The following is a 24178-nucleotide window of genomic DNA, read 5'->3' on the forward strand; positions in this document are numbered from 1 at the left end:
GGACCGGGGTTCCACTGCCGAAGCCCCGGAGCACTCACCGCGCCGCGCGTCGCAGCTCCGCCCGCAGCGCCTGCTCCAGCCAGAGGTAGTGCTCCGGGGGCGTGGGGCTCGGCCGATTGCCTCTGACGAGGGAGAGCAGCCGGTGGAAGCGCTGGGCGTCGGCGGCGAGCCCCGCCTGGAGAGCCGCGAGGACCTCCCCCCTGTCCGCGCCGTGGAACAGCCGGGCCAGCACGGCCGAGGCCTCCTCTCCCGCCGGGTCCACTCCCCGTGCGCGGGCCTCGCCGACGGCCACCACGACCTGCCTGGTGAACCAGATGGAGGAACCGGGCCGTCCGGGCGTGTTCAGTTCGAGCATCCGCCTCATGCGGGCGCGGAAGTCGGGGTCCCGGATGAGTTCGGCGAGTTCGAGCCAGGCGTCCACCTGCCCCGCGGAAGGGTTGTCGGGCAGCTCGATGGGCGAGCGGCGCAGGCGCTCGTCCATGTCCGGGGCGCCCTCCAGCCCGCCGGACACCTCCCTCATGAAGTCCTCGATGATCTCCCGGCGTTCGTCGGTCGACAGTCGTGCCAGTCTGTTCACAAGCGTCGTCTCCTCGGTGGTGGATCCGCGATGCGCGATCACGGACAGAACGGCCCGGTTCACCCTGAGCGCACGGATCTGCGCGTCCACGGCGGCGACGTGGCGGGCGGCCACCTCCGCGACCGTCAGCTCACTGCGCAGGACGCGGCGCACCTCCTCCAGCCCCAGTCCCAGTTGCCGGAGACTGCGGATGAGGTCGAGGCGCGCGACGGCGTCGGCTCCGTACAGGCGGTAGCCGCTCGCGGACCGCCGTTCCGGCGTGAGCACGCCGATGTCCGACCAGTAGCGGATGCTGCGGACGCTCGCGGCCGTCCGGTCGGCGAGCTGCCCGATGGTGAGCAGGGGTTCTTCGTCGTTCACCCCGGAAGTCTGGACCTTCCACCCACTGGAGACTCAAGGCCGCCTGCCGGACGGCCCGGCCGCGGCTCCGTCTACGCTCTCGTCCGACCCCCGGGAATCCGGGCCGACCGTTCCGCGACCGACCATCCGAGGTGCCGTCCGCATGGGTTCCCGCCGAGCCGATCGTTCCCGTTCCCGCTCCCGTGCCCGCCCCAGGGGCGGCACACCGGCGCGCGGCGTCGTCCTCGCCCTCAGCGTGGCCACCGTGGCGGCGGGGGCGGGCGTCACCATCGTCGCGGGCGAGGGCCGCAGCGGACCGGCGGACCGGGTGACGGCGAACGCCACCGACACCGCCGGCAACACCGCCACCGCCGGCGGTACCACGGGCGAGGTCGCCGGCGGCGCGTCCCTCCCCTCCCCGTCCGCCCCGAGGGCGAGCGGGTCCGCCCCGGCCGGTGCCGGCGGGTCCGCCGAGCCCGGACGCAGCGCCGCCCCTTCCGCATCCGCGTCCGCGTCCGCCTCCGCGTCCGCCTCCGCGTCCGCCTCCGCGTCCGCCCCCGCCGGGGAGACGGCGCGGGCCGGGACCACGGGGAGCATGGGGACCACGGGGAGCTCGGGGAGTACGGGGACCGGCTCCGAGGGGACCGCCGGACCGGGTGGCGAGGAGTCCGCCCCCCGCGACTCCGGGACCGGCGCCGCGCCGGACGACGGCGGACCGGACGACGGCGGGCCGGAGGCCCGGGTGCTCGCGCTCGTCAACGAGGAGCGGGACGCCGCCGGTTGTCGGCCGGTCACCGCCAATACCCGGCTGACGCGGGCCGCGGACGACTACAGCGACGTCATGGCCGCCTCCGGCGTGATGTCCCACACGGGCCCCGACGGCTCCACGATGGCCGACCGGGTCGAGGCGGCCGGATACACCTGGTCCAACCTGGGCGAGAACATAGCCCGGGGACAGCCGGACGCCGCCTCGGTCGTGGACGCCTGGATGAACAGCCCCGGCCACCGCGCCAACATACTCGACTGCTCCTTCGAGGAACTGGGCGTCGGAATCCACTTCGGTGACGGCGGCCCGTGGTGGACCCAGAACTTCGGCACGAGCCGCCAGGACCTGTCCGACAAGTGATCCCGTCGGGGTTCGCGGAGCCGGAGGACGAGTGCCGCGAGGTGGAGTCCGGCCCGGTGGCGGGCGGCGAGTTCGCCGAAGCGGGTCGCGACGGCGCGGAACTGCTGGAGCCGGTTGAAGCAGCGTTCGACGCGTTCGACGGAGTTGCGGGGTTGCGGGCCTTGTAGAGGTTCCGGTCGGACGCCGGCGGCCCGACACCGGCCCGGGGCGCTCTCACCGCGTTCAGGATCGCGTCGAAGGCGGTCGAGTCGTTGACGTTGCCCGGCGTGACCAGCGCGGCCAGGGGACAGGTCCCGGCCGTCGCAGGCGAGATGGACCTTGGTGGTCAGCCCGCCGCGGGACCGGCCGGGCGCCCGGCCGGCCTGCGCGCGTTCCGGATGTTCCAGTTCGTCCCCGGCGCCGCCCCTTCTTGCGGGCGCCGACGGCGTGCTGGTGAGCGCGGTCGATCGTGGAGCCGGCCGACACGGTCCACTCCACCGCTCCGACGGAGTCGCGGCGGACCCGAACCGCCTCGAGCAGGCGGGCCCGGGTCCCGTCCGCCCCCCAGCGGGCGAACCGCTCATGGACCGTCCGCCACGGCCCGAGGCGTTCCGGCAGGCCACACCACGGAGCACCCGTCCGCAACCGCCGCAACACCCCGTTGAGCACCTGCCGTTGATCCCGCCACGGACGACCCCGCCCGTCAGCACCCGGCGACAGCCGAGCAATCCGCTCCCACGCCGCATCATCAGCTCTCCACGGCCCACCACAAGATCGGTTACCTGACAGGCGCTGGTACCGGGCCGCCGCGGCGGCGGTACGTCCGCGGCGCGCCGCCGTCCGCGGTGCACCGGTCCCCGCCCGTAGGTCATCCGTCGGTCACGGGCGAGACGAGGACGGCCACTGTGGCGTCCGCGCCCCGGTAGACCCTGCTGCTCCACACGGTGAGCCGGCCGGACAGGCCGTACTTGCGGCCGAGGGCCCTGCGGACGCGGTCGGTGTCCGCGCGGTCCCCCAGCCGGGCCCGCGCCTCGACGGTCTCGCCGGTGACGTTGCCGCGGAAGTCGCAGGGCGCCACCGTGACCCGTCCGCTGCGGCGGATGCGCTTGACCTTGCCGCTGTCGGCCCTGGTCCACACGGCCAGCCCGTCCCCGTCGGGAACCACCCAGACCGGTGTGGACACCGCCCGGCCGTCCTTGCGGAACGTCGTCAGCGACACGTACTTCGCGGCGGCCGGCTCGGCGAGGGGGTTCATGATCGGGGTGTCCTTCCACGTGACCGGGCCCGTGCCGTGACGAGCCGCCATGGTGCGGACGACCGAAGCGGGTCCCGGTCGCCATCGTAGGTCGCGGCAGGGCGCGGCAAGCCGCAGCAAGCCGCCGTGGGCTGTCGGTGGCCGGTCATGGCGTGGAGGGCCCGGCGTTCGCGGGAGTCCTCGCGGAGGCCAGCTCGCGGACGATGCGGGCCAGGTCGGCGGGGGCGGCCGCGAGGCGGACCGGTTCGCCCGCGTCGTCGAGTTCGGCGATGTGCCAGCCCCTGGGGACGGTGTCGCCGTCGCCGCCCCGTGCGCGCCGCACGTTCCTGACGGTGAGCCGCTCCACCGGTATCCGCTTCGCCGCGAAACGGCCCGGACCGGAGTGGGGCGTCACCGCGGGCGCGCCGCCCCCGAGGACGATGTGGGTCCCGAAGCCGTGGGGGTTGTAGTCGGTGTGCTCCAGGAAGCGGGCCGCCAGGAACACCTCCCCCTCGACGGCGGGCTCTCCGGCCGCTCCGGATCCTCCGGCCTCTCCGGGCTCCCCGGGGGTACGAACGCGGGTGGCGCGCCAGGCCCAGGCGAGGAGGCCCAGAGTGGCCGACGAGCCCGCGGCCGCCCAGGCGACCGCCACGGGTGAGGAGAACAGCGACGTGGGGTGGAGGTAGCAGAGCGGCAGCAGCCACAGGCCGGTGCCGGCGAGCGCGCCCGCGAACGGCAGGGCCGACGGGAGGACCTCGTCGTCGGGCAGCCGCCGACCGCGCAGCCGCAGCAGCACCTGAGCGCCGGGGTAGCCCGCGGCGAGGGCGCACGCTGCCGCGATGACGGCGGGCTCCCCCGGTGCGGGGACGTGCGCGCGCCACACATGGCGCTCCCCGGCGACCTCCCGCACCCCGCCGCGCCAGACGGTCAGTTCGACGCTGTCGCCGGGCCGGAACTTCCGGGCGTCCTCGTACGAGATCTCGAGCCGCTCCAGCGGCCGTCCGTCGGCGAAGTACAGCCGGCCGCGCTGCCTGGGCCGGGCGGCCTCGGTCCGCTCGATCACGGCGGACAGGGTGGTCAGGCACTCGCCGCGCTCCGTGGCGGGCGTCCGCGCCGTGCACGGGACGGCCGACTTCCACGCCCGCTCACCCGACGCGACGCCCGGCACGAACCACGCGGCCAGGCCCGCGCCCGCGAGCAGCAGCCCGCACAGGACCGACGCCCCGACCAGGCCGCGCCCGGCGGTGCGGTACGAGACGACGGGAACGTGGCCCGACTCCGGGGCCCCGTGACGGCGGTGCAGTGCGCGGAGCGCGTCCAGTTCCGCGTCGAAGGCCGGATCGGCGCGGGACCAGCTCTGCGGCAGGGGCAGGAGCCGCCTGCGCCCGTCGCGCAGCACCAGGCCGACGCGACGGACCTCCTCGACCCGGTGGTTCCTCTCGTGCTTCAGGTGTACCTGCAGGTCGGCGACGTCGGCCCACGGCACGCTCCGGCGGCGCAGCAGGGTCCGGGAGTGCAGGCCGTACGCGTCGGCGCGCACCCGGGCGGTGACCTTGTGGAGCGACACGGCGCCCACCAGCGCGAGCAGCAGGCCGGCGCCCAGCCACCCGTCCAGGAGCCGGCCGTGGTGCGCCGCGCGCGCCGCGGCCAGGACCGCCCCGGCCGCCCCGAGGCCGACGAGGAACCACCAGGCGCGTGTGTGGAGGGGGCGGCAGGTCACTTCCCGTGCATCGGTCATGCCCGGCATCCTGCCGTCGTCCGGGCCGGGAGTTCTTGTGCACGATGCGGCAGCTTCCCGCCCGGCGACGCTGCCGACTGCGGGAGGCGAAGCCCGGTTCGGGGCCGCGCTCCGGCGGCGGCCACCCCCGGGCCGCGCCGGACGCGGCCCGGGGGCGCCGGAGGCGCGGGGCCCGGTACCGCAGGACGGTACCCGGGTCGGGCTGCCGGTACGTGACCCGGGCACCGGCGTTGACGGCGGTGCCGCTCGGCAGGGCGAGCGTCGTCGGACGGTCGTCCCCCGCCGCCCTGCCGTCGCGGTCGGTGGGGAGGACGCCGAGCCCGGTGACCCCGACCACGGCGCCGCCGTGGTCGGGGGTGCAGGTGGTGATGCCGGCACAGGCGGACCCGGCGGGCCGCACCGGGACCACCGTGTGCGGAACGCTGCCCTCCATGGGAGGGGCCGGAGCCTGGGCGTCGTCGAAGTGCGGGAGCGGGTAGCCGTAGACGTCACAGGCGGTGTCACCGGTGTCGGTGACCGCCAGGAGCATGTGGTCGGCGGGCCGGGGAACGGTCCGGAGGGTGAGCTCGACGTCGGACGCGTCGCACCCCCGGCGGCGGAGGGGCCGTCCTCGCCGCTCCCACCGGCCTCACCGCCTCCGCCCTCCGGGCGTCCCCGGCCCCGCGGCCGTCCCGGTCCTCCTGCCGCCTGTGGCCGGCCGGGTCCGTCAGGGTCCGTCCGGGCGCCGTCCGCACCGTCGGCCTCCTCCGGGGCCGCGTCCTCACGCGGGGCCTCACGCAGGGCCTCACGCGAGGCCTCCCGGGCGGGCGTGGCGGACTGTCCGGCGGGCGCCGCGCCCTCCTCCACCGCCCCGTGCCGGACCGGCACGCGGCCGTCGACAGGGAGGCGGCGGCGAGGGCGGCGACGGCGAACCGGGGCGTGCGTCGGGTGCGGAACATGAACGTGTCCTCTTCCGGAAGCGGAGGAAGGGTGCCGGAATCGGCTCCGCGGTGATCGCCGCGGCATGTCCGCCACCGCGGCCGTCCCACCCCGGCCGGGACGACGGCGGCCCGCCGACCCAGGACGCGGGGATGTCCCGCCCCCGTCCGACCTGCCCGAACGCCGCCCCCGCGTCCGCTCGGCGGGGCTTCTCCCACAAAGTGAGCGGGAGCGACCCCGAGGTGGTGTACGTCGCCGCCGGGCACCACGCCGCGCGTCCCGCCGATCCGGACGGCCACCGCGTCCCCGCCCCGCGCCGTCCCGCCCGCGCCGCCCCGCACCGTCCCCGCGCCGCCCCCGGCGCCGCGTCCGCGGGGAAACCGCCGCCCCGCGGGCGGTCTACCGTGAGGACATCGGATGACCAGCGGAGGAGGCGGTGTGCCAGTCACTGACGGAGCGATCGAGAAGATCAAGGCCATGATCGTGACGGGTGAGCTCGGCCCCGGCTCGAAGCTTCCCAGGGAGGCGGACCTCGCCGAGCGGCTCGGTCTGTCCCGCAACTCCCTGCGCGAGGCCGTCAAGGCGCTTTCGCTGATCAACGTGCTCGACGTGCGCCAGGGCGACGGGACGTACGTGACCAGCCTCGAACCGGGTCTGCTGCTGGAGGCGATGGGATTCGTCATCGATCTCCACCAGGACGACACCGTCCTGGAGTTCCTCGAGGTCCGCCGCATCCTGGAGCCCGCCGCCGCGGCCATGGCCGCGGCGGTGATGAGCGACGGGGACAGGGCCGCCCTGCGCGCGACCCTGGAGGAGCTGGAGGAGTCCCCGACGGTGGAGGCCCTGGTCGCCAACGACCTCAAGTTCCACCGTCTCATCGCCGCGGGCTCGGGCAACACCGTGCTGTGCTCCGTGCTCGAGGGCATTTCCGGTCCGACGGCGCGCGCCCGGATCTGGCGCGGGCTGACGCAGGAGGGGGCGGTGCGGCGGACCAGGGAGCAGCACGCGTCGATCTGCGAGGCGATCGAGGCGCGCCGGCCCGAGGTCGCACGGGCATGGGCGACCGTCCACGTCGCGGACGTCGAACAGTGGCTGCGGAGCGCGCTCGGCTCCGCGGCGCCGGCCCTCCCGCCGGGCTGACGCCCCCTCGCCCCGGCCGTCAGATCCCGTAGACGCGGGCCGCCGTCCCGCCGAAGACCGCTTCCCGCTCGGAGGCGGTGAGGAACGCGGTGAGCTCGCGGGCGGTGTCGACGACCCGGCCGTAGGAGGCCGCGAGCAGGCAGACCGGCCAGTCGGAGCCGAACATCGTCCGCCCGGGCCCGAACGCCTCGAGGGCCGTGTCGGCGAACGGGCGCAGGTCCTCCACCGTCCAGTCGTCCCAGCGGGCCTCGGTCACCAGGCCGGAGAGCTTGCACACGGTGTTCGGCAGCCCGGCCAGCCGCCGGATCCACCCGGCCCACGGCTCCGGCGAGCCGTCGGCCACCGGCGGTTTGCCCAGATGGTCCAGTACGAAGACCAGGTCGGGATGGGCCGCGGCGGCCTCCGCGGCCGCGGGCAGCTGGTGCGGCAGGACCACCAGGTCGTGGACGAGCCCGGCGTCGGCCAGCGCCCGCATGCCGCGGGCCACGTCCGGACGCAGCAGCCAGCGCGGGTCGGACTCGCCCTGCACCTGGTGGCGTATGCCCACCAGGTGCGCGCCGCCGGGCAGTTCACGGAGTCCGGCGAGGGCGTCGGCGACCCGCGGGGAGGTCAGGTCGGTCCAGCCGACCACGCCGGCGACCAGGTCGTCCGCCTCGGCCAGGGCGAGCAGCTCCGGAGTCTCCCCCTCGACGGCGACCGTCTGCACCACCACGGTGGCGTCCACCCCCGAGGCGGCGGCCTCGGGAGCCAGGTCGGCCATGGCGAAGTCCCTTCGCAGGGGGGCGAGGCCGGCTCCGTCCAGCCACCCCTGATCACGCACCCCCAGGTCCCACACGTGGTGGTGGGCGTCGATGGTCCGCATCCCGGTCACACCTCCCTCGTCGGCGGCACCGCAGCACCGCAGCCCCGCCGTCCGTCGTCCCGTCCGGCTCCACCCGGGCGGGCCGCGCGCCCCGGCCCGGTCGGGTGCGGCGCCGTCGGCGGCCCGGCCGTCACCGTGCCGCCGGGCGCGGGCGCAGGCCGGCCATGCCGCCGTCGACGGCCAGGGCGGTGCCGGTGACCGATGCCGAGGCGGGACCGGCCAGGTAGACGACGGCCGCCGCGACCTCCTCGGCGCTCACCAGGCGCCCCATGGGCTGGCGGGCCTCCAGCGCGGCCCGTTCGGCCGCCGGGTCGTCGGCGGCCTCCAGCAGCCGTGCCACCCAGGGGGTGTCGGCCGTGCCGGGGTTGACGCAGTTGACGCGGATGCCCTCGCGGACGTGGTCGGCCGCCATGGCGAGGGTGAGGGAGAGGACGGCGCCCTTGCTGGCGGAGTACAGGGCACGCTGCGGCAGCCCGGCCGTGGCGGCGATCGAGCAGGTGTTGACGACCGAGGCGTGTGCGGAGCGCCGCAGGTGGGGCAGGGCGGCGCGGGTGACGCGCACCATTCCCAGGACGTTGACGTCCAGGACGCGGTGCCACTGCTCGTCCGGGTTGTCCTCCACCGTGCCGGTCGCGCCGATCCCGGCGTTGTTGACCACGATGTCGAGGCCGCCGAAGCGTGCGGCCGCCTCCGCCACGGAGGCGCGGACCGAGGTGTCGTCGGTGACGTCCGCCGTCAGGCCGGTCCACGGCTCCCGCTCGCAGTCGGGGACGGGGTCGAGGACGGCCACGTGCGCGCCGCCGTCGGTGAGGGCGCGGGCGACGGCCCGCCCGATTCCGGAACCGCCGCCGGTGACGACGGCCCGCAGGCCGCGCAGCCCCGCCGCGCCGGTCATGCCCGCCGTGCCGGTCATCCCGGTGCCTCCTCGCCGGCCGCCCGGGCGGCCCAGTACGCGCCGTGGGGGAAGGTGTAGCGCGCGATGGACCCCGGCGCCATCGTCGCGGAGAAGCCCGGCGCGGTCGGGGCGGCGTAGTGGCCGCGGCGGACCACCACCGGGTCGAGGAAGTGCTCGTGCAGGTGGTCCACGTACTCGATGACCCGGTCCTCGGTGCTGCCGCTGAGCGCCACGTAGTCGAACATCGCCAGGTGCTGGACGAGTTCGCACAGGCCCACGCCGCCGGCGTGCGGGCAGACCGGCACCTCGAAGGCGGCCGCCAGCAGCAGGACGGCCAGGTTCTCGTTGACGCCGCCCACCCGGGCGGCGTCGAGCTGGAGGACGTCGATCGCACCGGCCTGGAGGAGCTGCTTGAAGACCACCCGGTTCTGCGCGTGCTCGCCGGTGGCGACCTTGACGGGGGCGACGGCCTCGCGCACGGCGGCGTGGCCGAGTACGTCGTCGGGGGAGGTGGGCTCCTCGATCCAGTACGGATCGAACCCGGCGAGCGCCCTGGTCCAGGCGATCGCCTCGTCGACGTTCCAGCGCTGGTTGGCGTCGATCGCCACGCGGACGCCGTCGCCGACCGCGGCGCGGGCGGCGCGGCACCGGCGGATGTCGTCGGCGAGGTCGGCGCCGACCTTGAGCTTGATCTGCGTGAAGCCGTCGGCGACCGCCCGCCTCGCCAGGCGGGTGAGCTTCTCGTCGGAGTAGCCCAGCCAGCCGGGCGAGGTGGTGTAGGCGGGGTAGCCGCGCTCCAGCAGGGCGGCCTCGCGCCCGCGCCGTCCCTCCCGGCCCCGGCGCAGGAGTTCCAGGGCCTTGTCCGGGGTGAGGACGTCGGCGATGTAGCGGAAGTCGACCTGGGAGACCAGCCACTCCGGGGAGGCGTCGGCCAGCAGCCTCCACAGCGGTTTGCGCGCGCGCTTGGCGGCGAGGTCCCACACGGCGTTGAGCACCGCGCCGACCGCCATGTGCATCACGCCCTTCTCCGGGCCCAGCCAGCGCAGTTGGCTGTCGCCGGCCAGGGCGCGGGCCAGCGTCCCGGGGTCGGCGCACAGGTCGTCGGCCGGCAGGCCGAGGACGTGGTGGCGCAGGGCCTCGATCGCGGCCACCTGGACGTCGTTGCCCCGGCCGATGGTGAAGGCGAACCCGTGGCCCTCCGCGCCGTCGTCGGCGTCGGTGCGCAGGACCAGATAGGCGGCCGAGTAGTCGGGATCGGGGTTCATGGCGTCGGAGCCGTCCAGCTCCCCGGAGGTGGGGAACCGGATGTCGTGGGTGTCGAACCCGGTGATGCGGGGAGAGGCGGCGGACAAGGAAGCCCCCCTCATGCCGGAACGAAGGTCTGGCGCTGGACGCCGAGGCCGTCGATCCCGAGCTCGACGGTGTCGCCGGCCCGCAGGTAGGGGGCGTCCGGCAGGCCGAGGGCCACACCGGCCGGGGTCCCGGTGTTCACCAGGTCCCCGGGTTCGAGCACCATGTACTGGCTCAGGTACCAGATCAGGTACGCCACGTCGAAGATCATGTCCGAGGTGCTGCCGTCCTGCCGTCTGCGGCCGTTGACCGACAGCCGCAGCCCCAGGGACCGGGGGTCGCCGACCTCGTCCGGGGTCACCAGCCACGGCCCGAGCGGGTTGAAGGTCTCGCACGACTTGCCCAGGTCCCACTGGGGGGACCGCTCCAGCTGGAACTCGCGCTCGGAGACGTCGTGGCTGACCGCGTAGCCGGCGATCAGCGCGTGCGCCTGGTCGGGCGAGTCGAGGTAGCGGGCCCGGGAGCCGATGACGACGCCGAGTTCGACCTCCCAGTCGGTGCGGGTGGAGCCGCGGGGGACGAGCACCTCGTCGTAGGGGCCGACGACGGTGCCCGGGTCCTTCAAGAAGACCACGGGGCGCTCCGGGACCGCCGCGCCGGTCTCGGCGGCGTGGTCGCGGTAGTTGAGCCCGATGCACACGATCTTCCCCGGCCGCGCGACCGGCGCCCCGGTGCGGGTGCCCGCGGGCGGCGTCAGGACGGGGAGGCGGTCCTCCCGCAGGGCGGCGCGCAGGCGTTCGACGCCGCCGGAGGCGAAGAACGCGCCGTCGAAGTCGGGCGTCACCCCGGAGGCGTCCAGCGGCCGGCCGTCGTCGGCCAGTACGGCCGGCCGCTCCGCGCCCCGGGGGCCGAGTCGGGTGAGTCTCACGTGCGGTGCCCTCCGGGGTGTCGGTGGTGGGTGCCGGTCGTCGGTGCGGCGGGGACCCTCGCGGCTCGGGCGGCCTCGGTGGTGCCGCGGCCCGTCGCCGCGGCGGGTGCGACGGCGCCGGTCGCCGCGAGGACCGCGCCCCTCGCCCCGGTGCGCGCTGCTCCGGTCGCCGTCCGCGGCTCCTCGCGAGTGCTGTGGTGCCGCGGGCCGGACGCACCCGGTGGTCTCATATTCATCGGATCTATCGAGAGACGACAAGGCTTCGTCAGCTCATGAAACGGTAACGAGGGAAGGATAGATCCGATCAATGGAGGTCATCCGCCGATGAACGGCGCCGAGACCGGAACAGGGGCCGGGGGAGCGGTTCCGGCGGCATCGGTCCCGTTCGGGCGAGGGGCCGGTGGCGGGGGGCGCCGGACTCGGGCAGCGCCGCCGAGCCGGCCGCGCGGCGACCGAAGCCGGACGGGAGGGCGATCCGGGCCGCGGGCCCGGCCGCCGCGGCGGGTGCTCGGAGAAGGTCCACGCCGGGAGGGGTGCGGCCGAGGGCCGCCGCCGGACGGCCTACCGCGGGAGGGGCGTGGGTGCCGTGACGAGGCCGGACCGCGGGCGCGGGCAGCGGCGATCGGCGCGCGGCGGCGGGCACGGGCAGGATCGTGACGTGACGTGACGTGACGTGACGTGACGTGACGTGGCGTGACGTCACGAGGCGGGGCGGGGCGGGACCGGGACGGGACGGCGGCCGGCGGTCCGACGCTCAGCGGGCGCCGGCCGGCCGCCGTCCCCCGGCCGCCCTTCTCCCGGGGCGGCGGGGCGGTCCTCCCCGGAGCTTCCGGGCGGTGTGCGTCACCTGCCGTCGGCGAAGGCGCGGAGGAAGTGGTCGGCGGCCTCCCGCTGGGCCCGTTCGGCCTTGTCCAGGACGGCCGAGGCGCCGAAGAACTCGTGCATGACCCCGTCGTAGCGGGTGAGGGTCGTGGGCACCCCGGCGTCCTGCAGGCGGCGTGCGTACTCCTCGCCCTGGCTGCGCAGGACGTCGCGCTCGGCGGTGATCACCAGGGTCGGGGGCATGGCCGCCAGCCGGTCGGCCGGCAGCCCGAGCAGGTCGACCCTGGGGTCCTTGGCGGCGTCGGGCCTGCCGTCGAAGGCGTGCGCCGCCATCCAGCTCAGCAGCGCGCGGTTGAGGGGCCGGCCGTCCGCGGCGTCCTCCATCGACTCCCCGTACTGATCGGCGGTCGTCAGGGGGTAGACGCAGACCTGCGCGCTGGGGGCCGGCTCCCCGGCGGCGAGTTGCAGGACCGTCGCGGACGCCATGTTCCCACCGACGGACTCCCCGCCGATGCCGATGCGGGCCGGGTCGCCGCCGATCCGCGAGGCGTTGGCCGCCGTCCAGCGGTAGGCGGCCAGGACGTCGTCGTGGGAGGCGGGGAAGACCGCCTCCGGGGCGCGCCGGTAGCCGGGCGACACCACGATCGCGCCGGTCTTGTTCGCCAGCCCGCGGCAGGACGCGTCGTAGGTGTCGATGTCGAACAGCACCCAGCCGCCGCCGTGGATCCACATGATCACGGGCAGCGGGCCGGAGGCCGGGGCGGCGGGGGTGTAGACCCGCAGGGTCTGCTCGCCGCCGGCCGCGTCGGGGATCGTCAGGTCCTCCACCGATCCCACCGGTTCGGGGCCGTCGATCCCCCTGTCCTCCATCACCTTCCTGACGGCGGCGTCGGGGCCCGGCTGCTTGCGGGCCTGGTCCGGGGCGAGGGTCTCGAAGGGGAGGGGCTCCAGGGCGGAGTGGGCGTCGACGACGGCCTGCGCCTGGGGGTCGAGCAGCCCGGACGCGTCGGTGGCCAGCCGCTTCTTCTTGCCCGTCGCGGAGGCCCTGCCCTCGTCGACGGGCTTGGCGAGCTTGCCGGCGGCCTTCTCGGCGGCGCCGCCGCCGTCGGGGGCGTGCGGGTGCGGGGCGGGCGGCGCCTGCCGCTTGGCTGCGATGAACTGCCGGCCCAGGTCGGCCATCCTCTCCGGGCCCACCTTGGCGCGGAAGGCCGGGAGTTCCTCCCCCTCCTCGTCGGCGACGTGGTGGCGTACCAGGGCGATGAGTTCGGTCAGCGCCCGCTCGAACTCGGCCTCGCCCGGTTCCGTGCCCTCGAGGGTGACCAGCAGTTCCTTCATGCCGTGGTGCTCGTCGCGGGCGTCGTGGTTGGCGTCCTCCATGCCCAGCTCGGGCCAGAGCGGGTAGAGCACGACCTCCTCGGCGAAGGCGTGCAGCGAGAGTTCGAAGCCGATCTGGTCGACGAGGGTCCGGCGGTCGCCCCGGCCGGCCTCCAGGTGCTGGAACTGCCTCTCCACGATCGCGTGGTCGTCGGCGATCAGGTGGTCGATGTCGCCGGGCTGGGTGGGGTAGGACAGGGCCACGTCGTCAACTCCTGAAGGGGGCGGGCGTCCGGTCGCCGGAGTGCGGCACCCAAGGGGTACCTCCTCGGTCGGGAAACATGCTCTTCACCCACCTTTGGGCCCATTCGCCGCGGAGGTGAGACCGGGGACCGGCTCGGCGGGGGCCCGGGGTCCCGCCCCTTCCCAGCGGGGTTTCCGGACCTCCGCCCCCTGCGCCGGGCGTGGGTTCCCTCCCACCCGCCGGGCGAGGCCACCCGGGTGAGGGCACCGGGGCGCCCGGCCGGCCCCGGCTCCGCCGCCGAGCCGGGGGCGTACCGTCCCTCCGGTTCCGCGGGGCGGTACGGGCCGGCGGTACGGGGCGGCAGGCGGCGGTGGAGGCGCGCTCGGCCCCCGAGGGCCGGGGCCGCGGGGCTCCTGTCAGGTCAGGGTGCTCTCCTCGACGTTCTCCATCCGCCCGTACAGCACCTGCTCGTTGACCTCCAGCTCATTGATCAGCTTCAGGCAGGCGGCGACACCGTTGCCGACCAGTTCCTCGGCGACCTCCCCGTACTCGACCTGGAAGACGGTGTTCGGAGCCCGTTCGTCGTGCGCGGCCCCCCGTGGGTCGCGCCACGTCCCCTGGGCCCCGATCTCCGTCGCGGCGCGCAGGACGGACGAGACGGCGTGCGCCTTGCCGCGCGGCACGGTCAGTGTCAGCAGTTCCCGCTCCACCCGGTCCAGCCTCACCCCGGCCTCCTCGTCGCCGAACAGCAGGGCGTGGAGCAGGTCCTTGGCTTCGCGCAGCAGCGCTTCACCGGCCGGGGTGCGGTGCTCCGCCCCGATCAGGCCGGACGACCCCTTCGGGGGCGGGTCCAGCAGTAAGCCGCCCTCGACCAGGGCCTGCCGGGTCAGCTCGCGGTAGCGGGCGACGTACCGGCGCAGGAGACCGACGTCGAGGGACAGGGCGCGGACGCGCTCCATCCGCGCCTCCCGCTCGTCCTCCGGCTCCGTCGCCCGGCCCGCCGGCGGCCGGTCGGCGCGCTGAGCGGGCAGTCCCGGTGCGACGGCGAGGTCCAGGAGCTGTTCCACCAGCCACTCCCGCGGCCTGTCGGCGATGGCCTCGCGGACTCGCCGCCGCAGTTCGCCCTCCATCTCCCGACGCACTTCCCACACGATCCCGGTGATCCCGGTGATACCAGCCATGTTCGTCATGGGGCCGGACGCTAGAGCCGGCCGTCGGCGGAGGGACGTGTTCCGCCGGTGATTCAGCCCCAGGGGTGACGCAGGAGCGCCGACCTGTGGCCGCCGGCCGCCTCGTGAGGCCCGCCTCCGGTCCCCGTCCGGGCGGGCGGCCCGGAGGCCGCCATGCGGAGGACGGCCGCGTCTGGGACCATGAGCGTCCTAGGGAAGGAACGGTTATGCAACAGGGCGAACACCCCGACTACGGTCCCGTGGTCTTCCGTGACAAGTCCGCCGGATACGCTTTCCTGACGCGATCGACCGCGCACAGCGACCAGACCATCGAGTGGGACGACGGCCGGACCTACCCGGTCGTCGACGTCGAGATCTCCTCGGAGAGCCACCCCTTCTACACCGGCAAGGCCCGCACCGTCGACGCGAAGGGCCGGATCGCCAGGTTCGAGCAGCGCTACGGCAAGCCGGGGCAGGGCCCGGACGCCTGACCGGTTCGCCGAACCGGCCGAGGAGCGGTCCCCGGCAGGTCGCCACGGCCCCACCCGCCGCCCCGCGCCGGCCTGTTCAGCCGAGCAGCACGTCCTGGACGAGGAAGAGGTTGAGGCCGGTGATCGCCAGGGCCGCGGTGGCGCCCAGCGCGGTCGTGACGGAGCGGTTCACCAGAGGACCCATGACGTCCCGCCGCGCGGTGAAGACGACCAGCGGGATCAGGGCGAAGGGGATGCCGAAGGACAGCACCACCTGACTGAGCACCAGCGCCTGGGTGGGATCGACGCCCAGGGCGAGCACGGTCAGGGGCGGGCCCATCGTGATCAGGCGCCGCAGCGTCAGCGGGATGCGGCGCCGCAGGAAGCCCCGCATGATGACCTGCCCCGCATAGGTGCCCACCCCCGACGAGGCCAGCCCGGACGCCAGCAGAGCCAGCGCGAACGCCAGCGCCGCGCCGGCACCGATCGCGGTGCCCAGGCCGTGGTGGAACTGCTCCAGGGTCTCGTAGCCGGCGGACCGCGGGGAGCGCTCCCCGTGGAAGGCCGCCGCGGCCACGGTGAGCATGGTCGCGTTGACCAGACCGGCGATCCCCAGGGCGATGAGGATCGCCGTGCGGTTGGCTCGCAGCACCAGCCGCTTGCGCGCCGCGGACGCGTGGCCGTACCGGCGGCTGAGGGACGAGTGCAGGTAGATCACGTGCGGCATCACCGTGGCCCCGACCATGCCGGTGGTCAGCAGGACGCTCTGGGTGTCGGCGAACCTCGGCCGCAGACCGGCCAGCGCCCCGCTCCAGGAATCGGTCCGCAGGCTCTGGTAGAGGAACCCGGCGAGGATGACCAGCAGGAAGCCGGCGATCACCATCTCGAAGCGCCGCCTGCCCTCGGGGGCGAGCGCCAGCAGCACCAGCGACACGGCCCCGACGATGAACGCGGCCGGCACCAGGGGGATGCCGAACAGCAGGTACAGGGCCACCGCGCCGCCGACGAACTCCGCCAGGTCCGTGGCCATGGCCACCAGCTCGGCCTGGACCCACAGCACCCGGCACACCGGCCGGGGGGTGTGCTCGCGGCACAGCTCCGGCAGGTCGCGGCCGGTGGCGACGCCGACCTTGCACGCCAGGTACTGGACGAAGATCGCCACGACGTTGGCCAGGGCGATCACCCAGAGCAGCAGGGTGCCGTACCGGGCGCCCGCGGTCATGTTGGTGGCGAAGTTCCCCGGATCGACGTACGCCACCGACACCACGAACGCCGGACCGAGCATCGCGACCACGGCCCACGGGCCGGAGTGCCGCCGCGCGGGCGTCCGCCGTTCCGCGCCGGTGTCCGGACCCGCCCCGGCGGGGGGCGACGCGGCGGGCGCCGGGTTGGAGGCCGGAGCGGTGACCGGCGGAGCGGCCGGGGGCGCCTTCTGGTGCTGGCGTGGGTCAAGCATCGGCCGCGTCCTCGCTCCCGGCGGCGCGGGACCGGCCGGCGGCCGCCCGGGTGCCGTCCCGCATCCGCCGCGCCGTGCGGTGGTACGGCACCAGCCTGAGAGCGACGGCGGCGAGCAGGGCCGACCCCAGCAGGCCCTCGGCCGTCCCCCCGGCGGTGAGGCCGACGGCCGCCGCCGCCGCGTACAGGGCCAGGAGCAGCACGGTGACGGGGCGCGGGTGCCGCCGGACGGCCGCAGCCCGGGCCGCTTCGCCCGCGGAGCCCGGTGTGCCCATGGTCCTCCCGCCTCCTCTCGTACGGACGGGCGGGCCCCTCCGTCCCGGGAAGGGCCCGCGGCGACCTCACTCGTCGGGCGTGAAGGTGTCCCTGAGCTTGCCCCTGAGACCCGTCTCGGTGCCCAGGGACGGTCCCTTGGGCTGCCCCAGGCTGCCGTCGTACGTGGCGAAGAGCCTGGGGTCGGGAGGCGGGGGCGACGCCTTGTCGCCCAGCGGCTGGGTGTCGGCCAGCACACTGAACTCGTGGTCGCCGTCCGGGGTCGGACCCGAGGCCCACAGGCCCGCGGCGGCGGCCTCGCCGTCGGACAGGTGCCACAGCGTCGCGGCGTGCTCGCGGTGCTCCTCGTCCGCGAGGCCGCCGGGGACGACGACGTCCTCCAGGTTGTCCTCGCGGAGCTGCTCGATGGCCGCGAGCCACAGGTTCTGGTGGTAGGTGTCCCGGGCGAGGTTGAACTTCAGCATGTCCCTCACGCCGGGGTCGTCGGTCATGTTGTACAGACGTGCGGTCTGGAGCCGGCTCTGGGCCTCGGCGGCGACGTTGGCGTAGAAGTCGGCCAGCAGGTTCCCGCTGGCCACCGCGTAACGGCCGTTCCAGGGGTAGCCGTTGCTGTCCGCCGGGAGCGCCGCGCCTCCGGCGATGATCGCCTGCTGCGGATCCATGCCGCCCATCACGGCGCCGACGGCGGGGTCGGAGGTGGCCACCTTGGTGGTCGCGGTGGCGGGGGCGCCCTCCATGAGCCGGGCGATCATGGTGGCGAGCATCTCCACGTGGCCGATCTCCTCCGTGGCGATGTCCATGATCAGGTCTTTGTACTTGCCCTTGATGCGGCAGTTCCAGCCCTGGAACATGTACTGCATCATCACGGTCATCTCACCGTACGCACCGCCGACGAGCTCCTGGAGCTTGTGGGCGTACACCGGGTCGGGCTTCTCGGGCTTCGCCTCGAACTGCAGCCGCTGGGTGTGTCGGAACATCGGGGGCTCTCCCTTTCCGGACGAGGACGGTTCACGGTCGTCGGCGGAGCGCGGACGTGCGCCACCCGCTCCACCGGGACCGGGGCCGCGCTCCACCCCTGGGACGCTAGGCAGCGCCCGTCACCACCGCGTCTCCGCACAGGGGGGCCACGGGAGGTCCGGAAGGGGGTGTGACGCACCCGGGGGCGGGAACCCCGTCCGTTCACGGACCCGGAAGCCGGTCGCACCGGTTCCTCACGGAGAGAGTCCCATGACGTCCTCCTACGTTCTCACCTCCCGACAGCCCGGCTCCGAGGCTCCGCACGGGGCTGCGGAGTGGGAGGCCCACCTCGCCCTGCTGGGCCGTTTCAGCATGGAGATCCGGTCCCGGAAGGTGGTCCTCAGCCCTTCCGTGCAGCGGCTGCTGGCCCTGCTGGCCCTGCACCCGGAAGGGGCCACCAGGGCCCTCGTGGCCTCGACGTTCTGGCCGGACCTGCCCGTCCGGCGCGCGGGCGCGAGCCTGCGCTCCACCCTGTGGCGGCTGACCCGCAGCAGCGGACGGAACAGGCTGGTCGACGCCGACGACGACTGCCTCGCGCTCGCCCCCACCGTCTGCGTCGACCTGCACCTGGCCGAGCGGCACGCCGCGGCCCTCGTCTCGTCCCACGCCTCCGGCCCGGCGCCGCTGCCGGCCCCGGCCGAGCTGAGCGAGGACCTGCTGCCCGACTGGACCGAGGACTGGCTGATGGTCGCCCGGGAGCACTTCCGCCAGACCCGGCTGCACGCGCTGGAGGCGGTGGCCCGGAGGCTGCGCGACGGCGGCGAGCTCGCCGCCGCCATGGAGTGCGCCATGACGGCGGTGGAGGCGGAGCCGCTGCGCGAGAGCGCGCACCGCCACGTGGTGGACGTTCACCTGGCGGAGGGCAACGTCGCCGAGGCCCTGCGGCACTACGAGTTCTTCCGGCGGATGATCCGCAGCCAGCTGGGTCTGGGGCCGTCCTCCGGCTTCCGCCGGCTCGTGGCGCCCTATCTGGGCCGCCCCCTGGATCCCTGACGGCAGGGCCCGGGGCCGCGGTGACACCTCCGTGACGCCGACGGCCGTTCCGGGGAGGCCGCTCGGCTCCGCGCGGAGCCGTTCCGGACGCCGTCGCGCACCCCGGACGCCCGGCGTGCGGAAGCCGCCGGAAGGGGTGGCCAACCAGGTGACCGGGCGGGGGCTTCGAAGGAGACCGGTGTGTCGGGCAGCGTCCCCGGGGAGGGGCCGGTCAGAGTCGAGACGGTTGTCCGCGGAGCGCGGGGAGGCCCCGTGGCCGCCGGCGCTCCACGGCGGGACGGGCCGCGGCGGAGGGCACGGCTCCCGCACGGACCGGTTCCGGCGGACGATCACCGCCCCTGTGACGTAGGCATGCGATCCGGGGCGAACGGCATGCCTGCCCGGAAGCCGGGTAGCGGAGCGTGTGGCTTTGGCCCTTGTTTCGTGGTGGAGGAAGACTTCGATGTTGATGGCTCACCCTGCGGTGCTGCGGGAACTCGTCCAGCGGTACGAAGCGCTGCGGTCGCAGGCCGTTCAGGGGACCGGCGGTGCGGAGGTGCGGCAGCGGATGGAGGACGCGGCCTACACGCTGTGCGTCTCCACCGGCACCCGGGAGGTGGGTGCGGCCCTGACCGAGGCCCGCCGCCGGATGTCCGGGGCCCGCGGGCGCGACGACCTGGCTCTGGTCAGCGGATGACCGCCTCCACGGAATCCACGAGTCCTACGCGCTCCATCGGCTCCACGGGTTCGCCGTGGTTCGAGCGCCGGGAGGCCGGGGCCGAGAGGCCCGCGGCCGGGCCGGGCGGCGACGACGTGCCGGTCTACGACCGTCTGGTGGCCGAGCGCGGCGACGTCCTCGCCGCCGCGCGGCGGGCGGTCGAGCAGGTGCGGCGGGAAGCCGCCGACGCCCTGGACTGGAGCGGGCTGGGCGAGCGGGCGTGAAGGGCGCCGACGGCGTCCGCGGACTCCGGGGCGGGGGAGGACCCGGGACGAGCGGTGGGCGCGTCGGCGCATCCGTGCGCCCCGTCGATCCGGAACCGCCTCCACCCCGCCGGCCACCGGGCCCCGCCCGTGCCGGCACCCGGCCCGTCCTCGCCGCCGGCCCGGGCGAAGCGGCCGTGGGCGGCGGCCCCGGTCGTCGCACAGCACCCTGACGGCGAGCCGCCGCGTCCCGGTCACAGCCCCGGGGAGCCGGTCCCCGTGGGACGCGGAGGACGGGTGACACCCCGCGTGCCACGCGGGGTCGGAGCGGGGCTCGCGGGCAGCCCGGCGCCCGGCCCACCCGGGGAGGCCCGGCTCGCCCGTGGTGAACCCGGACCCGGCTCCGAGCGGAGTGGCGCCTTCGACGGTGGCGAACCGGATGTGCCCTCGGTGCGGGCCGGTGACGACGGGATGCCGGCGCACGCCGCGTCCGCCCGTCCCGAGGACGGTCGTTCCGTGGCCGAGCGGTGGCCGAGTGCGCGCGGCGGCGCCGCCCGGCCCTCCCCGCCGCCGCGGGATCCGGTGATCCGGTGTCAGAGGTGGGAGAGGGTGAAGGAGACCAGGAATCCGGCGACGGTGATCAGGCCGATGGCCAGATGGGTGTCCTCGAAGGCTTCGGGGATCATCGTGTCGGCGATCATGGCGAGGATGGCGCCGGCGGCGACGGCGGTGACGGCCGCGACCACCGCCGGTGACAGCCCGCCGACGACGGCGTAGCCGAGCACGGCGGAGACCGTACTGGCGGCGGCGATCGCCCCCCACACGCCGAAGACGTAGCCCTTGCCGCGACCTGCCTGCTTCATGCCCGCCGAGCTGGACAGTCCCTCGGGGATGTTGCTGATGAACACCGCGGCGACGGTCACCGTGCTGACCGCGCCGCCGTGGGCCAGGCTGACGCCGATGACCGCCGACTCCGGAACGCCGTCCAGCAGCGCTCCGAGGGCGAGCGCGAGGCCGGAGCCCGGCTGCCGGTCCTCCGAGGGCTGCTGCTTGCGGTGGCCGGAGCGTTTGCGGTGCCGCGCGCCGCGGCGGGCCAGGGCGATGTTGCCGACGGTGTAGGCGGCCGCGCCGGCGACCGTGCCGGTCACGACCGGGGTCAGTCCCGCTTCCCGGTGGGCCTCGGCGATCAGTTCGAAGGAGACCGCCGACAGCAGCACCCCGGCGCCGAAGGCCATCACCGAGGCGATCACCATGCGCGGGATCCGCACCGCGTAGCCCAGCACCGCGCCCACCAGCAGCACGGAACCGGCCACCAGGCCCCACGCGCCCGCCTCCACCGTTTCGGTCATGCGCCTGCCGGTACCCGTACGGCAGTGCCTCAGGCGTCCCCTTCCGGGTGCGCCGCGAAGCCGTGGAGGGGGCGCGCCGGCCCGCGCGGGAGCCGCCGTGCGGCCGTTCCGGGCGCACCGGCCGACGGGTGAACGGCGAGGGTGTCGGCTTCCAGGGCGCGAGTGAGGGGCCGAGCATGGCCGCATGAACGTCGTCAGCCAGGTCTTCGCCCTGATCGCCGCGGCGGTCCACATCGCCGTCTGGCCGCTGGAGAGCTTCTTCTACGGGCGACCGCGGGTCCGGGCCTTCCTCACCGGCAGCACCGCCGACGCTCCCGAGGTCCGGCTGTGGCGGGTCAACGTCGGCTTCTACAACCTGTTCCTCGCGCTCGGCCTCGTCGCCGGGCTCGTGGCCCTGGCCCTGGGGCACGAGACCGTCGGCCGCTCGCTGATCATCTACCTCAGCGCCTTCATGATCGCGGGCGGGATCACGCTGTTCGTCTCCGACCCGAAGCTGTGGCGCGGTTCCCTCGGGCAGGCGCTTCCCCCCGCGGTCGTCCTGCTGGCCGACCTGTTCTGACGACCCGTTCTGACGACCCGTTCCCGAGCCCTCCGGGCGGCCGGGCCGGGACCTGCGCGACCCGGGGGCCCGCGGACTCCGGCCGCCGGGCTCGGGCCGTCCACTGCGCCGTCCACTCCGGCATCCACTGCGCCGTCCGCGACGGGACCGCTTCGGCGCGCCTCCGTCGAACGCCTCGTCGCCGAGGGGCGGCCCGCGCGGGCCGCGAGGAGCGATCCGGAACGGGCCGTGTTCCCCTCCGGCGTCATCCGACAGGGCGCCGACGAGATCCGCCCGGTCCACGTACGGCACGCACGGGCCGAGCGGCCGGTCCACGAGGACGACGACGCCGTGGCCGGGCGCGCCCTGCCCGGCGCCGTCGTGGCCGGCCCCGTCCACCGGCTCGCCGGGCCCGGGGTGACGGTGGACGCGAGGCAGATCGCAACCGCGGGACGGGCGCTCGGCCGAGAACCGGCCCATGCCGGGGCTCCCGTGCGGACGGCGGAGACGGACTCCTCCCCGGGCCTGCCGGACTCCTTCGCCGCATGGGCCGAGGACCACCGGGCGGACTCCACGGCCCGAGCCGGGCCGGCCGTGGCCGGTGGCGCCGGGGCCGGATCCGTCGGCCCCGGCGCCACCGCGACAGGGTGCGCCCACGTCTGACGACGAGCGGCGGGACGCACCTCTGTCCCCGCTTCTCCTGTCATCTCGGAAGGAGACCTCTCCAGATGACCACGCCTGTTCCGAAGGCCGCAACCGCAGTCGCACCCGCCCACCGCGCCGGGACCGCCCGACGGCCGCCCCCGCCCGGTCCCGGGCCCGGGCCGGAACCCGTCGCCACCGGTCCCCGCGCCGCTCCCGTCGGCACCCGGCGGCACCCGGCGGCCTCGTGGTGGAAGCAGCCGGTCCCCGGGACCGGCCGGGTGACCCCGGCCCGCGCCGGCGGCAACGGCCCGATCGCACCGGGTCCGCCGTGCGGCCGGGGAGGCGGTAGGCCCGGGACCGGCGGCGAGGGTTCCCCGCGCGGGCCACGCGGGCCGTGCGAGCCGTGCACCGAGCGGCGTACGCCGTGGGGCCGAGGGTGTCCGCCGACCGCGCCGCGCCTCCCGCTCCCGGCCCGGCGGGCGGTGCGTACGGGCGGGGAACGGACTCGTGTTCACCCGCGCACGGGGTCGGGGAAGGACCTGTCGCCGAAGAGGACCCGGCCGGCCGCCGCCCGGCCGAACGGTGTGCGCAGCAGCGTGAACGCCGCCGCTGCCGCAGCCGGTGTCCGCACGCGGGCCAGCCCTCTGCGCAGCGTGAGCCGGCCCCGGAAGCAGGAGCGCAGAGCGGCTCCGTCGTAGCCGGCCAGCACGTCCGGCCTCCCGGTCCGCAGCGCCTCGTCGAGGACCGCCGCCGCGAGCTCCGACAGGCGCAGGCACGGGTCCAGGCCGCCGGCGGTGAGCGGGGAGACCGCGCCCGCCGCGTCCCCCACGAGAAGCCCGTCGGCGCAGCTGATCCGGCGCAGCACGCCGCCGACGGGAATCGGGCCCCCGCGCCGCTCCACCGCCTCGGGACGGTCCACGCCGGCCAGACCGGGAGCCGAGGCGCCGAACCGCTCCAGGGCCCGGCGAAGCCCCTCCGGGAAGCGGTCGGCGTAGCCGGCGACGCCGACGTGGGCGTGCTGCCCGTCGTTGACCACCCAGGCCAGGTAGCCGGGGGCGAGAGAGGGATCGAGCACGCAGTGGAACGTCGGCGGCTCGTCGCTCCCGGGCACCTCGAAGACCTCCTCGGCGCCGATCAGCAGGTGGCGGTTGCGGTCGAGGGCGAGGTCCCGGGCGACGCGCGAGCGGGCCCCGTCGGCGCCGACGACGAAGCGTGCCCGGACCGCCGTCGGCCCGTCGCGACCGGCCAGGTGGAAGGTGCCGCCCTGCCGGCCGACGTAGCGCGTGCCCAGGGCCGTCCGTACGCCCGCGTCGGCCGCGACGGCGGCCGCCGCCTCGTAGAGCGGTGCCATGTCGCCCACCCGGTACTCGTCGCGGGCGCTGGTCAGGCTGACGGGGCGGCGCAGGCCAGGGGGGTAGAGCACCACCCGCCGGATCGGCGGGCCGAGGTGCTCGGGGGGCAGCGGAAAGTCGTCGAGCGTCTTCCGCACGAAGATCCCCGTGGTGCGGATCGCGCCGGCGAGACCGGTCCGCCGCTCGGCCAGGAGGACGTCGTGGCCCTGCCGGGCGAGGAGCGTGGCGGTGTGGAGGCCGGCCAGCCCGGCTCCCACCACCAGTACGTCGGTGTCGGCCGTGGGCCCGAGGCGGTGGGAGGCGTCGGCTGTCTTCATGGTCTGCTCCTGGTGGGTCCGTCATCGGTGCGCGCCGGTGTGCGGCAGGCGCCGGCCGCCGGTCGTCGGCCGGCAGCGCGGCGAGGCCCGGGGCGCGAGGGCGAGCCGTGCCGATGCGCTGCCGTCGTCATGTCGTCGCCCGGACCCTCACCGAAGACCGGGCGGAGGGCCTCCGGGCCGGGCGTGTGTGCAGGGGGAGCCGTGCCGGCGGCACGGCCGTACGAGTGCGGGCGCGACGGCGGTCACCGACTCGCGGGCAGCGCCGCGGGGGAGCAGCCCCTCAGGGTGGCCGTG

22 protein-coding genes and 2 pseudogenes are annotated in these 24178 nt (G+C 75.5%); 8 read left to right on the forward strand and 16 right to left on the reverse strand.

The window, feature by feature from the left end:
- Window positions 1–34: 34 nt before the first annotated feature.
- Entirely contained in the window at window positions 35–937 is a 903-nt protein-coding gene (locus QC029_RS04230) for a MerR family transcriptional regulator (protein ID WP_279553990.1), read from the reverse strand.
- 142 nt (window positions 938–1079) lie between these two features.
- On the opposite strand from QC029_RS04230, the gene QC029_RS04235 reads away from it, so the two are divergent.
- Entirely contained in the window at window positions 1080–2042 is a 963-nt protein-coding gene (locus tag QC029_RS04235; protein ID WP_279553992.1) for a CAP domain-containing protein, read from the forward strand.
- Here the strand turns inward: QC029_RS04235 and QC029_RS04240 are convergent.
- From QC029_RS04240 to QC029_RS31150, 4 genes and pseudogenes are all read right to left on the reverse strand, one after another.
- Window positions 2024–2791: pseudogene (locus tag QC029_RS04240) on the reverse strand (IS5 family transposase); the annotation flags it as partial. The gene QC029_RS04235 and the pseudogene QC029_RS04240 overlap by 19 nt on opposite strands.
- A gap of 98 nt (window positions 2792–2889) precedes the next feature.
- Window positions 2890–3276 carry a PPOX class F420-dependent oxidoreductase gene (locus QC029_RS04245; protein WP_279553994.1) on the reverse strand — a complete coding sequence of 129 codons (387 nt, stop codon included), beginning with the start codon at window positions 3274–3276 and terminating at the stop codon, window positions 2890–2892.
- Window positions 3277–3421: 145 nt separating this feature from the next.
- Window positions 3422–4993 carry a PH domain-containing protein gene (locus tag QC029_RS04250; protein ID WP_279553995.1) on the reverse strand — a complete coding sequence of 524 codons (1572 nt, stop codon included), beginning with the start codon at window positions 4991–4993 and terminating at the stop codon, window positions 3422–3424.
- A gap of 271 nt (window positions 4994–5264) precedes the next feature.
- Window positions 5265–5567, reverse strand: a pseudogene (locus tag QC029_RS31150) (DUF4232 domain-containing protein); the annotation flags it as partial.
- Between the two features lie 782 nt (window positions 5568–6349).
- Between QC029_RS31150 and QC029_RS04255 the strand changes: the two are divergent.
- A complete protein-coding gene (locus QC029_RS04255) occupies window positions 6350–7051 on the forward strand; it encodes a FadR/GntR family transcriptional regulator (RefSeq protein WP_279553996.1) in 702 nt (233 codons plus the stop codon).
- A 19-nt stretch (window positions 7052–7070) separates the two neighbouring features.
- On the opposite strand, the gene QC029_RS04260 is transcribed toward QC029_RS04255, so the two are convergent.
- The 6 genes from QC029_RS04260 to QC029_RS04285 all read right to left on the reverse strand — a co-directional run bounded on the left by QC029_RS04260 (window position 7071) and on the right by QC029_RS04285 (window position 14587).
- Window positions 7071–7913: an amidohydrolase family protein gene (locus QC029_RS04260; protein ID WP_279553997.1), complete on the reverse strand. Its 843-nt coding sequence runs from the start codon at window positions 7911–7913 to the stop codon at window positions 7071–7073.
- Between the two features lie 130 nt (window positions 7914–8043).
- Window positions 8044–8808: an SDR family NAD(P)-dependent oxidoreductase gene (locus QC029_RS04265; protein WP_279554109.1), complete on the reverse strand. Its 765-nt coding sequence runs from the start codon at window positions 8806–8808 to the stop codon at window positions 8044–8046.
- 14 nt (window positions 8809–8822) lie between these two features.
- The gene (locus QC029_RS04270; RefSeq protein ID WP_279553998.1) at window positions 8823–10160 is read right to left on the reverse strand and encodes an enolase C-terminal domain-like protein; all 1338 of its coding nucleotides are present in this window, start codon (window positions 10158–10160) and stop codon (window positions 8823–8825) included.
- 11 nt (window positions 10161–10171) lie between these two features.
- Window positions 10172–11026 (reverse strand): fumarylacetoacetate hydrolase family protein, encoded by an 855-nt coding sequence (locus QC029_RS04275; RefSeq protein WP_279553999.1) that lies wholly within the window; start codon window positions 11024–11026, stop codon window positions 10172–10174.
- Between the two features lie 843 nt (window positions 11027–11869).
- Window positions 11870–13426: an alpha/beta hydrolase fold domain-containing protein gene (locus QC029_RS04280; protein ID WP_279554000.1), complete on the reverse strand. Its 1557-nt coding sequence runs from the start codon at window positions 13424–13426 to the stop codon at window positions 11870–11872.
- Between the two features lie 396 nt (window positions 13427–13822).
- A complete protein-coding gene (locus QC029_RS04285; RefSeq protein WP_279554001.1) occupies window positions 13823–14587 on the reverse strand; it encodes a hypothetical protein in 765 nt (254 codons plus the stop codon).
- A 215-nt stretch (window positions 14588–14802) separates the two neighbouring features.
- Between QC029_RS04285 and QC029_RS04290 the strand changes: the two genes are divergently transcribed.
- A complete protein-coding gene (locus tag QC029_RS04290) occupies window positions 14803–15066 on the forward strand; it encodes a type B 50S ribosomal protein L31 (protein WP_279554002.1) in 264 nt (87 codons plus the stop codon).
- 76 nt (window positions 15067–15142) lie between these two features.
- Here QC029_RS04290 and QC029_RS04295 read toward each other — a convergent pair whose 3' ends face one another.
- The 3 genes from QC029_RS04295 to QC029_RS04305 form a co-directional block, all read right to left on the reverse strand.
- Window positions 15143–16501, reverse strand: coding sequence for an Nramp family divalent metal transporter (locus tag QC029_RS04295; RefSeq protein WP_279554003.1), 1359 nt, complete (start codon window positions 16499–16501; stop codon window positions 15143–15145).
- On the reverse strand, window positions 16494–16775 hold the full coding sequence (locus QC029_RS04300) for a hypothetical protein (RefSeq protein ID WP_279554004.1): 282 nt from the start codon (window positions 16773–16775) through the stop codon (window positions 16494–16496). The genes QC029_RS04295 and QC029_RS04300 overlap by 8 nt, the downstream gene beginning before the upstream one ends.
- A 66-nt stretch (window positions 16776–16841) precedes the next feature.
- A complete protein-coding gene (locus tag QC029_RS04305; protein ID WP_279554005.1) occupies window positions 16842–17750 on the reverse strand; it encodes a manganese catalase family protein in 909 nt (302 codons plus the stop codon).
- A gap of 250 nt (window positions 17751–18000) precedes the next feature.
- Between QC029_RS04305 and QC029_RS04310 the strand changes: the two genes are divergently transcribed.
- The 3 genes from QC029_RS04310 to QC029_RS04320 all read left to right on the forward strand — a co-directional run bounded on the left by QC029_RS04310 (window position 18001) and on the right by QC029_RS04320 (window position 19704).
- On the forward strand, window positions 18001–18783 hold the full coding sequence (locus QC029_RS04310; protein WP_279554006.1) for a BTAD domain-containing putative transcriptional regulator: 783 nt from the start codon (window positions 18001–18003) through the stop codon (window positions 18781–18783).
- Between the two features lie 442 nt (window positions 18784–19225).
- Window positions 19226–19459: a DUF5133 domain-containing protein gene (locus tag QC029_RS04315; protein ID WP_279554007.1), complete on the forward strand. Its 234-nt coding sequence runs from the start codon at window positions 19226–19228 to the stop codon at window positions 19457–19459.
- Window positions 19456–19704, forward strand: coding sequence for a hypothetical protein (locus QC029_RS04320; RefSeq protein WP_279554008.1), 249 nt, complete (start codon window positions 19456–19458; stop codon window positions 19702–19704). The genes QC029_RS04315 and QC029_RS04320 overlap by 4 nt, the downstream gene beginning before the upstream one ends.
- Before the next feature lie 572 nt (window positions 19705–20276).
- Here the strand turns inward: QC029_RS04320 and QC029_RS04325 are convergent.
- Window positions 20277–21032: a ZIP family metal transporter gene (locus QC029_RS04325; RefSeq protein WP_279554010.1), complete on the reverse strand. Its 756-nt coding sequence runs from the start codon at window positions 21030–21032 to the stop codon at window positions 20277–20279.
- Between the two features lie 184 nt (window positions 21033–21216).
- On the opposite strand from QC029_RS04325, the gene QC029_RS04330 reads away from it, so the two are divergent.
- Both QC029_RS04330 and QC029_RS04335 read left to right on the forward strand, forming a co-directional pair.
- Complete coding sequence (locus tag QC029_RS04330; protein ID WP_279554012.1) at window positions 21217–21591, forward strand: DUF1304 domain-containing protein; 375 nt, start codon at window positions 21217–21219, stop codon at window positions 21589–21591.
- A gap of 228 nt (window positions 21592–21819) precedes the next feature.
- Complete coding sequence (locus QC029_RS04335; protein WP_279554013.1) at window positions 21820–22233, forward strand: hypothetical protein; 414 nt, start codon at window positions 21820–21822, stop codon at window positions 22231–22233.
- A 493-nt stretch (window positions 22234–22726) separates the two neighbouring features.
- Here QC029_RS04335 and QC029_RS04340 read toward each other — a convergent pair whose 3' ends face one another.
- Window positions 22727–23884 (reverse strand): NAD(P)/FAD-dependent oxidoreductase, encoded by a 1158-nt coding sequence (locus tag QC029_RS04340; protein WP_279554014.1) that lies wholly within the window; start codon window positions 23882–23884, stop codon window positions 22727–22729.
- Between the last annotated feature and the right edge of the window lie 294 nt (window positions 23885–24178).

The sequence above is a fragment of the Streptomyces sp. DH37 genome (genome assembly GCF_029813835.1).
GTDB lineage: Bacteria > Actinomycetota > Actinomycetes > Streptomycetales > Streptomycetaceae > Streptomyces.

Excerpts from the sequence above, each read along its gene's own strand:
- QC029_RS04250 (WP_279553995.1), bottom strand. The coding sequence starts at position 4,993 with ATGACCGATGCACGGGAAGTGACCTGCCGCCCCCTCCACACACGCGCC.
- QC029_RS04290 (WP_279554002.1), top strand. The coding sequence starts at position 14,803 with ATGCAACAGGGCGAACACCCCGACTACGGTCCCGTGGTCTTCCGTGAC.
- QC029_RS04295 (WP_279554003.1), bottom strand. The coding sequence starts at position 16,501 with ATGCTTGACCCACGCCAGCACCAGAAGGCGCCCCCGGCCGCTCCGCCG.
- QC029_RS04235 (WP_279553992.1), top strand. The coding sequence starts at position 1,080 with ATGGGTTCCCGCCGAGCCGATCGTTCCCGTTCCCGCTCCCGTGCCCGC.
- QC029_RS04245 (WP_279553994.1), bottom strand. The coding sequence starts at position 3,276 with ATGAACCCCCTCGCCGAGCCGGCCGCCGCGAAGTACGTGTCGCTGACG.
- QC029_RS04325 (WP_279554010.1), bottom strand. The coding sequence starts at position 21,032 with ATGACCGAAACGGTGGAGGCGGGCGCGTGGGGCCTGGTGGCCGGTTCC.
- QC029_RS04330 (WP_279554012.1), top strand. The coding sequence starts at position 21,217 with ATGAACGTCGTCAGCCAGGTCTTCGCCCTGATCGCCGCGGCGGTCCAC.
- QC029_RS04300 (WP_279554004.1), bottom strand. The coding sequence starts at position 16,775 with ATGGGCACACCGGGCTCCGCGGGCGAAGCGGCCCGGGCTGCGGCCGTC.
- QC029_RS04285 (WP_279554001.1), bottom strand. The coding sequence starts at position 14,587 with ATGGCTGGTATCACCGGGATCACCGGGATCGTGTGGGAAGTGCGTCGG.
- QC029_RS04305 (WP_279554005.1), bottom strand. The coding sequence starts at position 17,750 with ATGTTCCGACACACCCAGCGGCTGCAGTTCGAGGCGAAGCCCGAGAAG.
- QC029_RS04260 (WP_279553997.1), bottom strand. The coding sequence starts at position 7,913 with ATGCGGACCATCGACGCCCACCACCACGTGTGGGACCTGGGGGTGCGT.
- QC029_RS04265 (WP_279554109.1), bottom strand. The coding sequence starts at position 8,808 with ATGACCGGCGCGGCGGGGCTGCGCGGCCTGCGGGCCGTCGTCACCGGC.
- QC029_RS04340 (WP_279554014.1), bottom strand. The coding sequence starts at position 23,884 with ATGAAGACAGCCGACGCCTCCCACCGCCTCGGGCCCACGGCCGACACC.
- QC029_RS04315 (WP_279554007.1), top strand. The coding sequence starts at position 19,226 with ATGTTGATGGCTCACCCTGCGGTGCTGCGGGAACTCGTCCAGCGGTAC.
- QC029_RS04320 (WP_279554008.1), top strand. The coding sequence starts at position 19,456 with ATGACCGCCTCCACGGAATCCACGAGTCCTACGCGCTCCATCGGCTCC.
- QC029_RS04310 (WP_279554006.1), top strand. The coding sequence starts at position 18,001 with ATGACGTCCTCCTACGTTCTCACCTCCCGACAGCCCGGCTCCGAGGCT.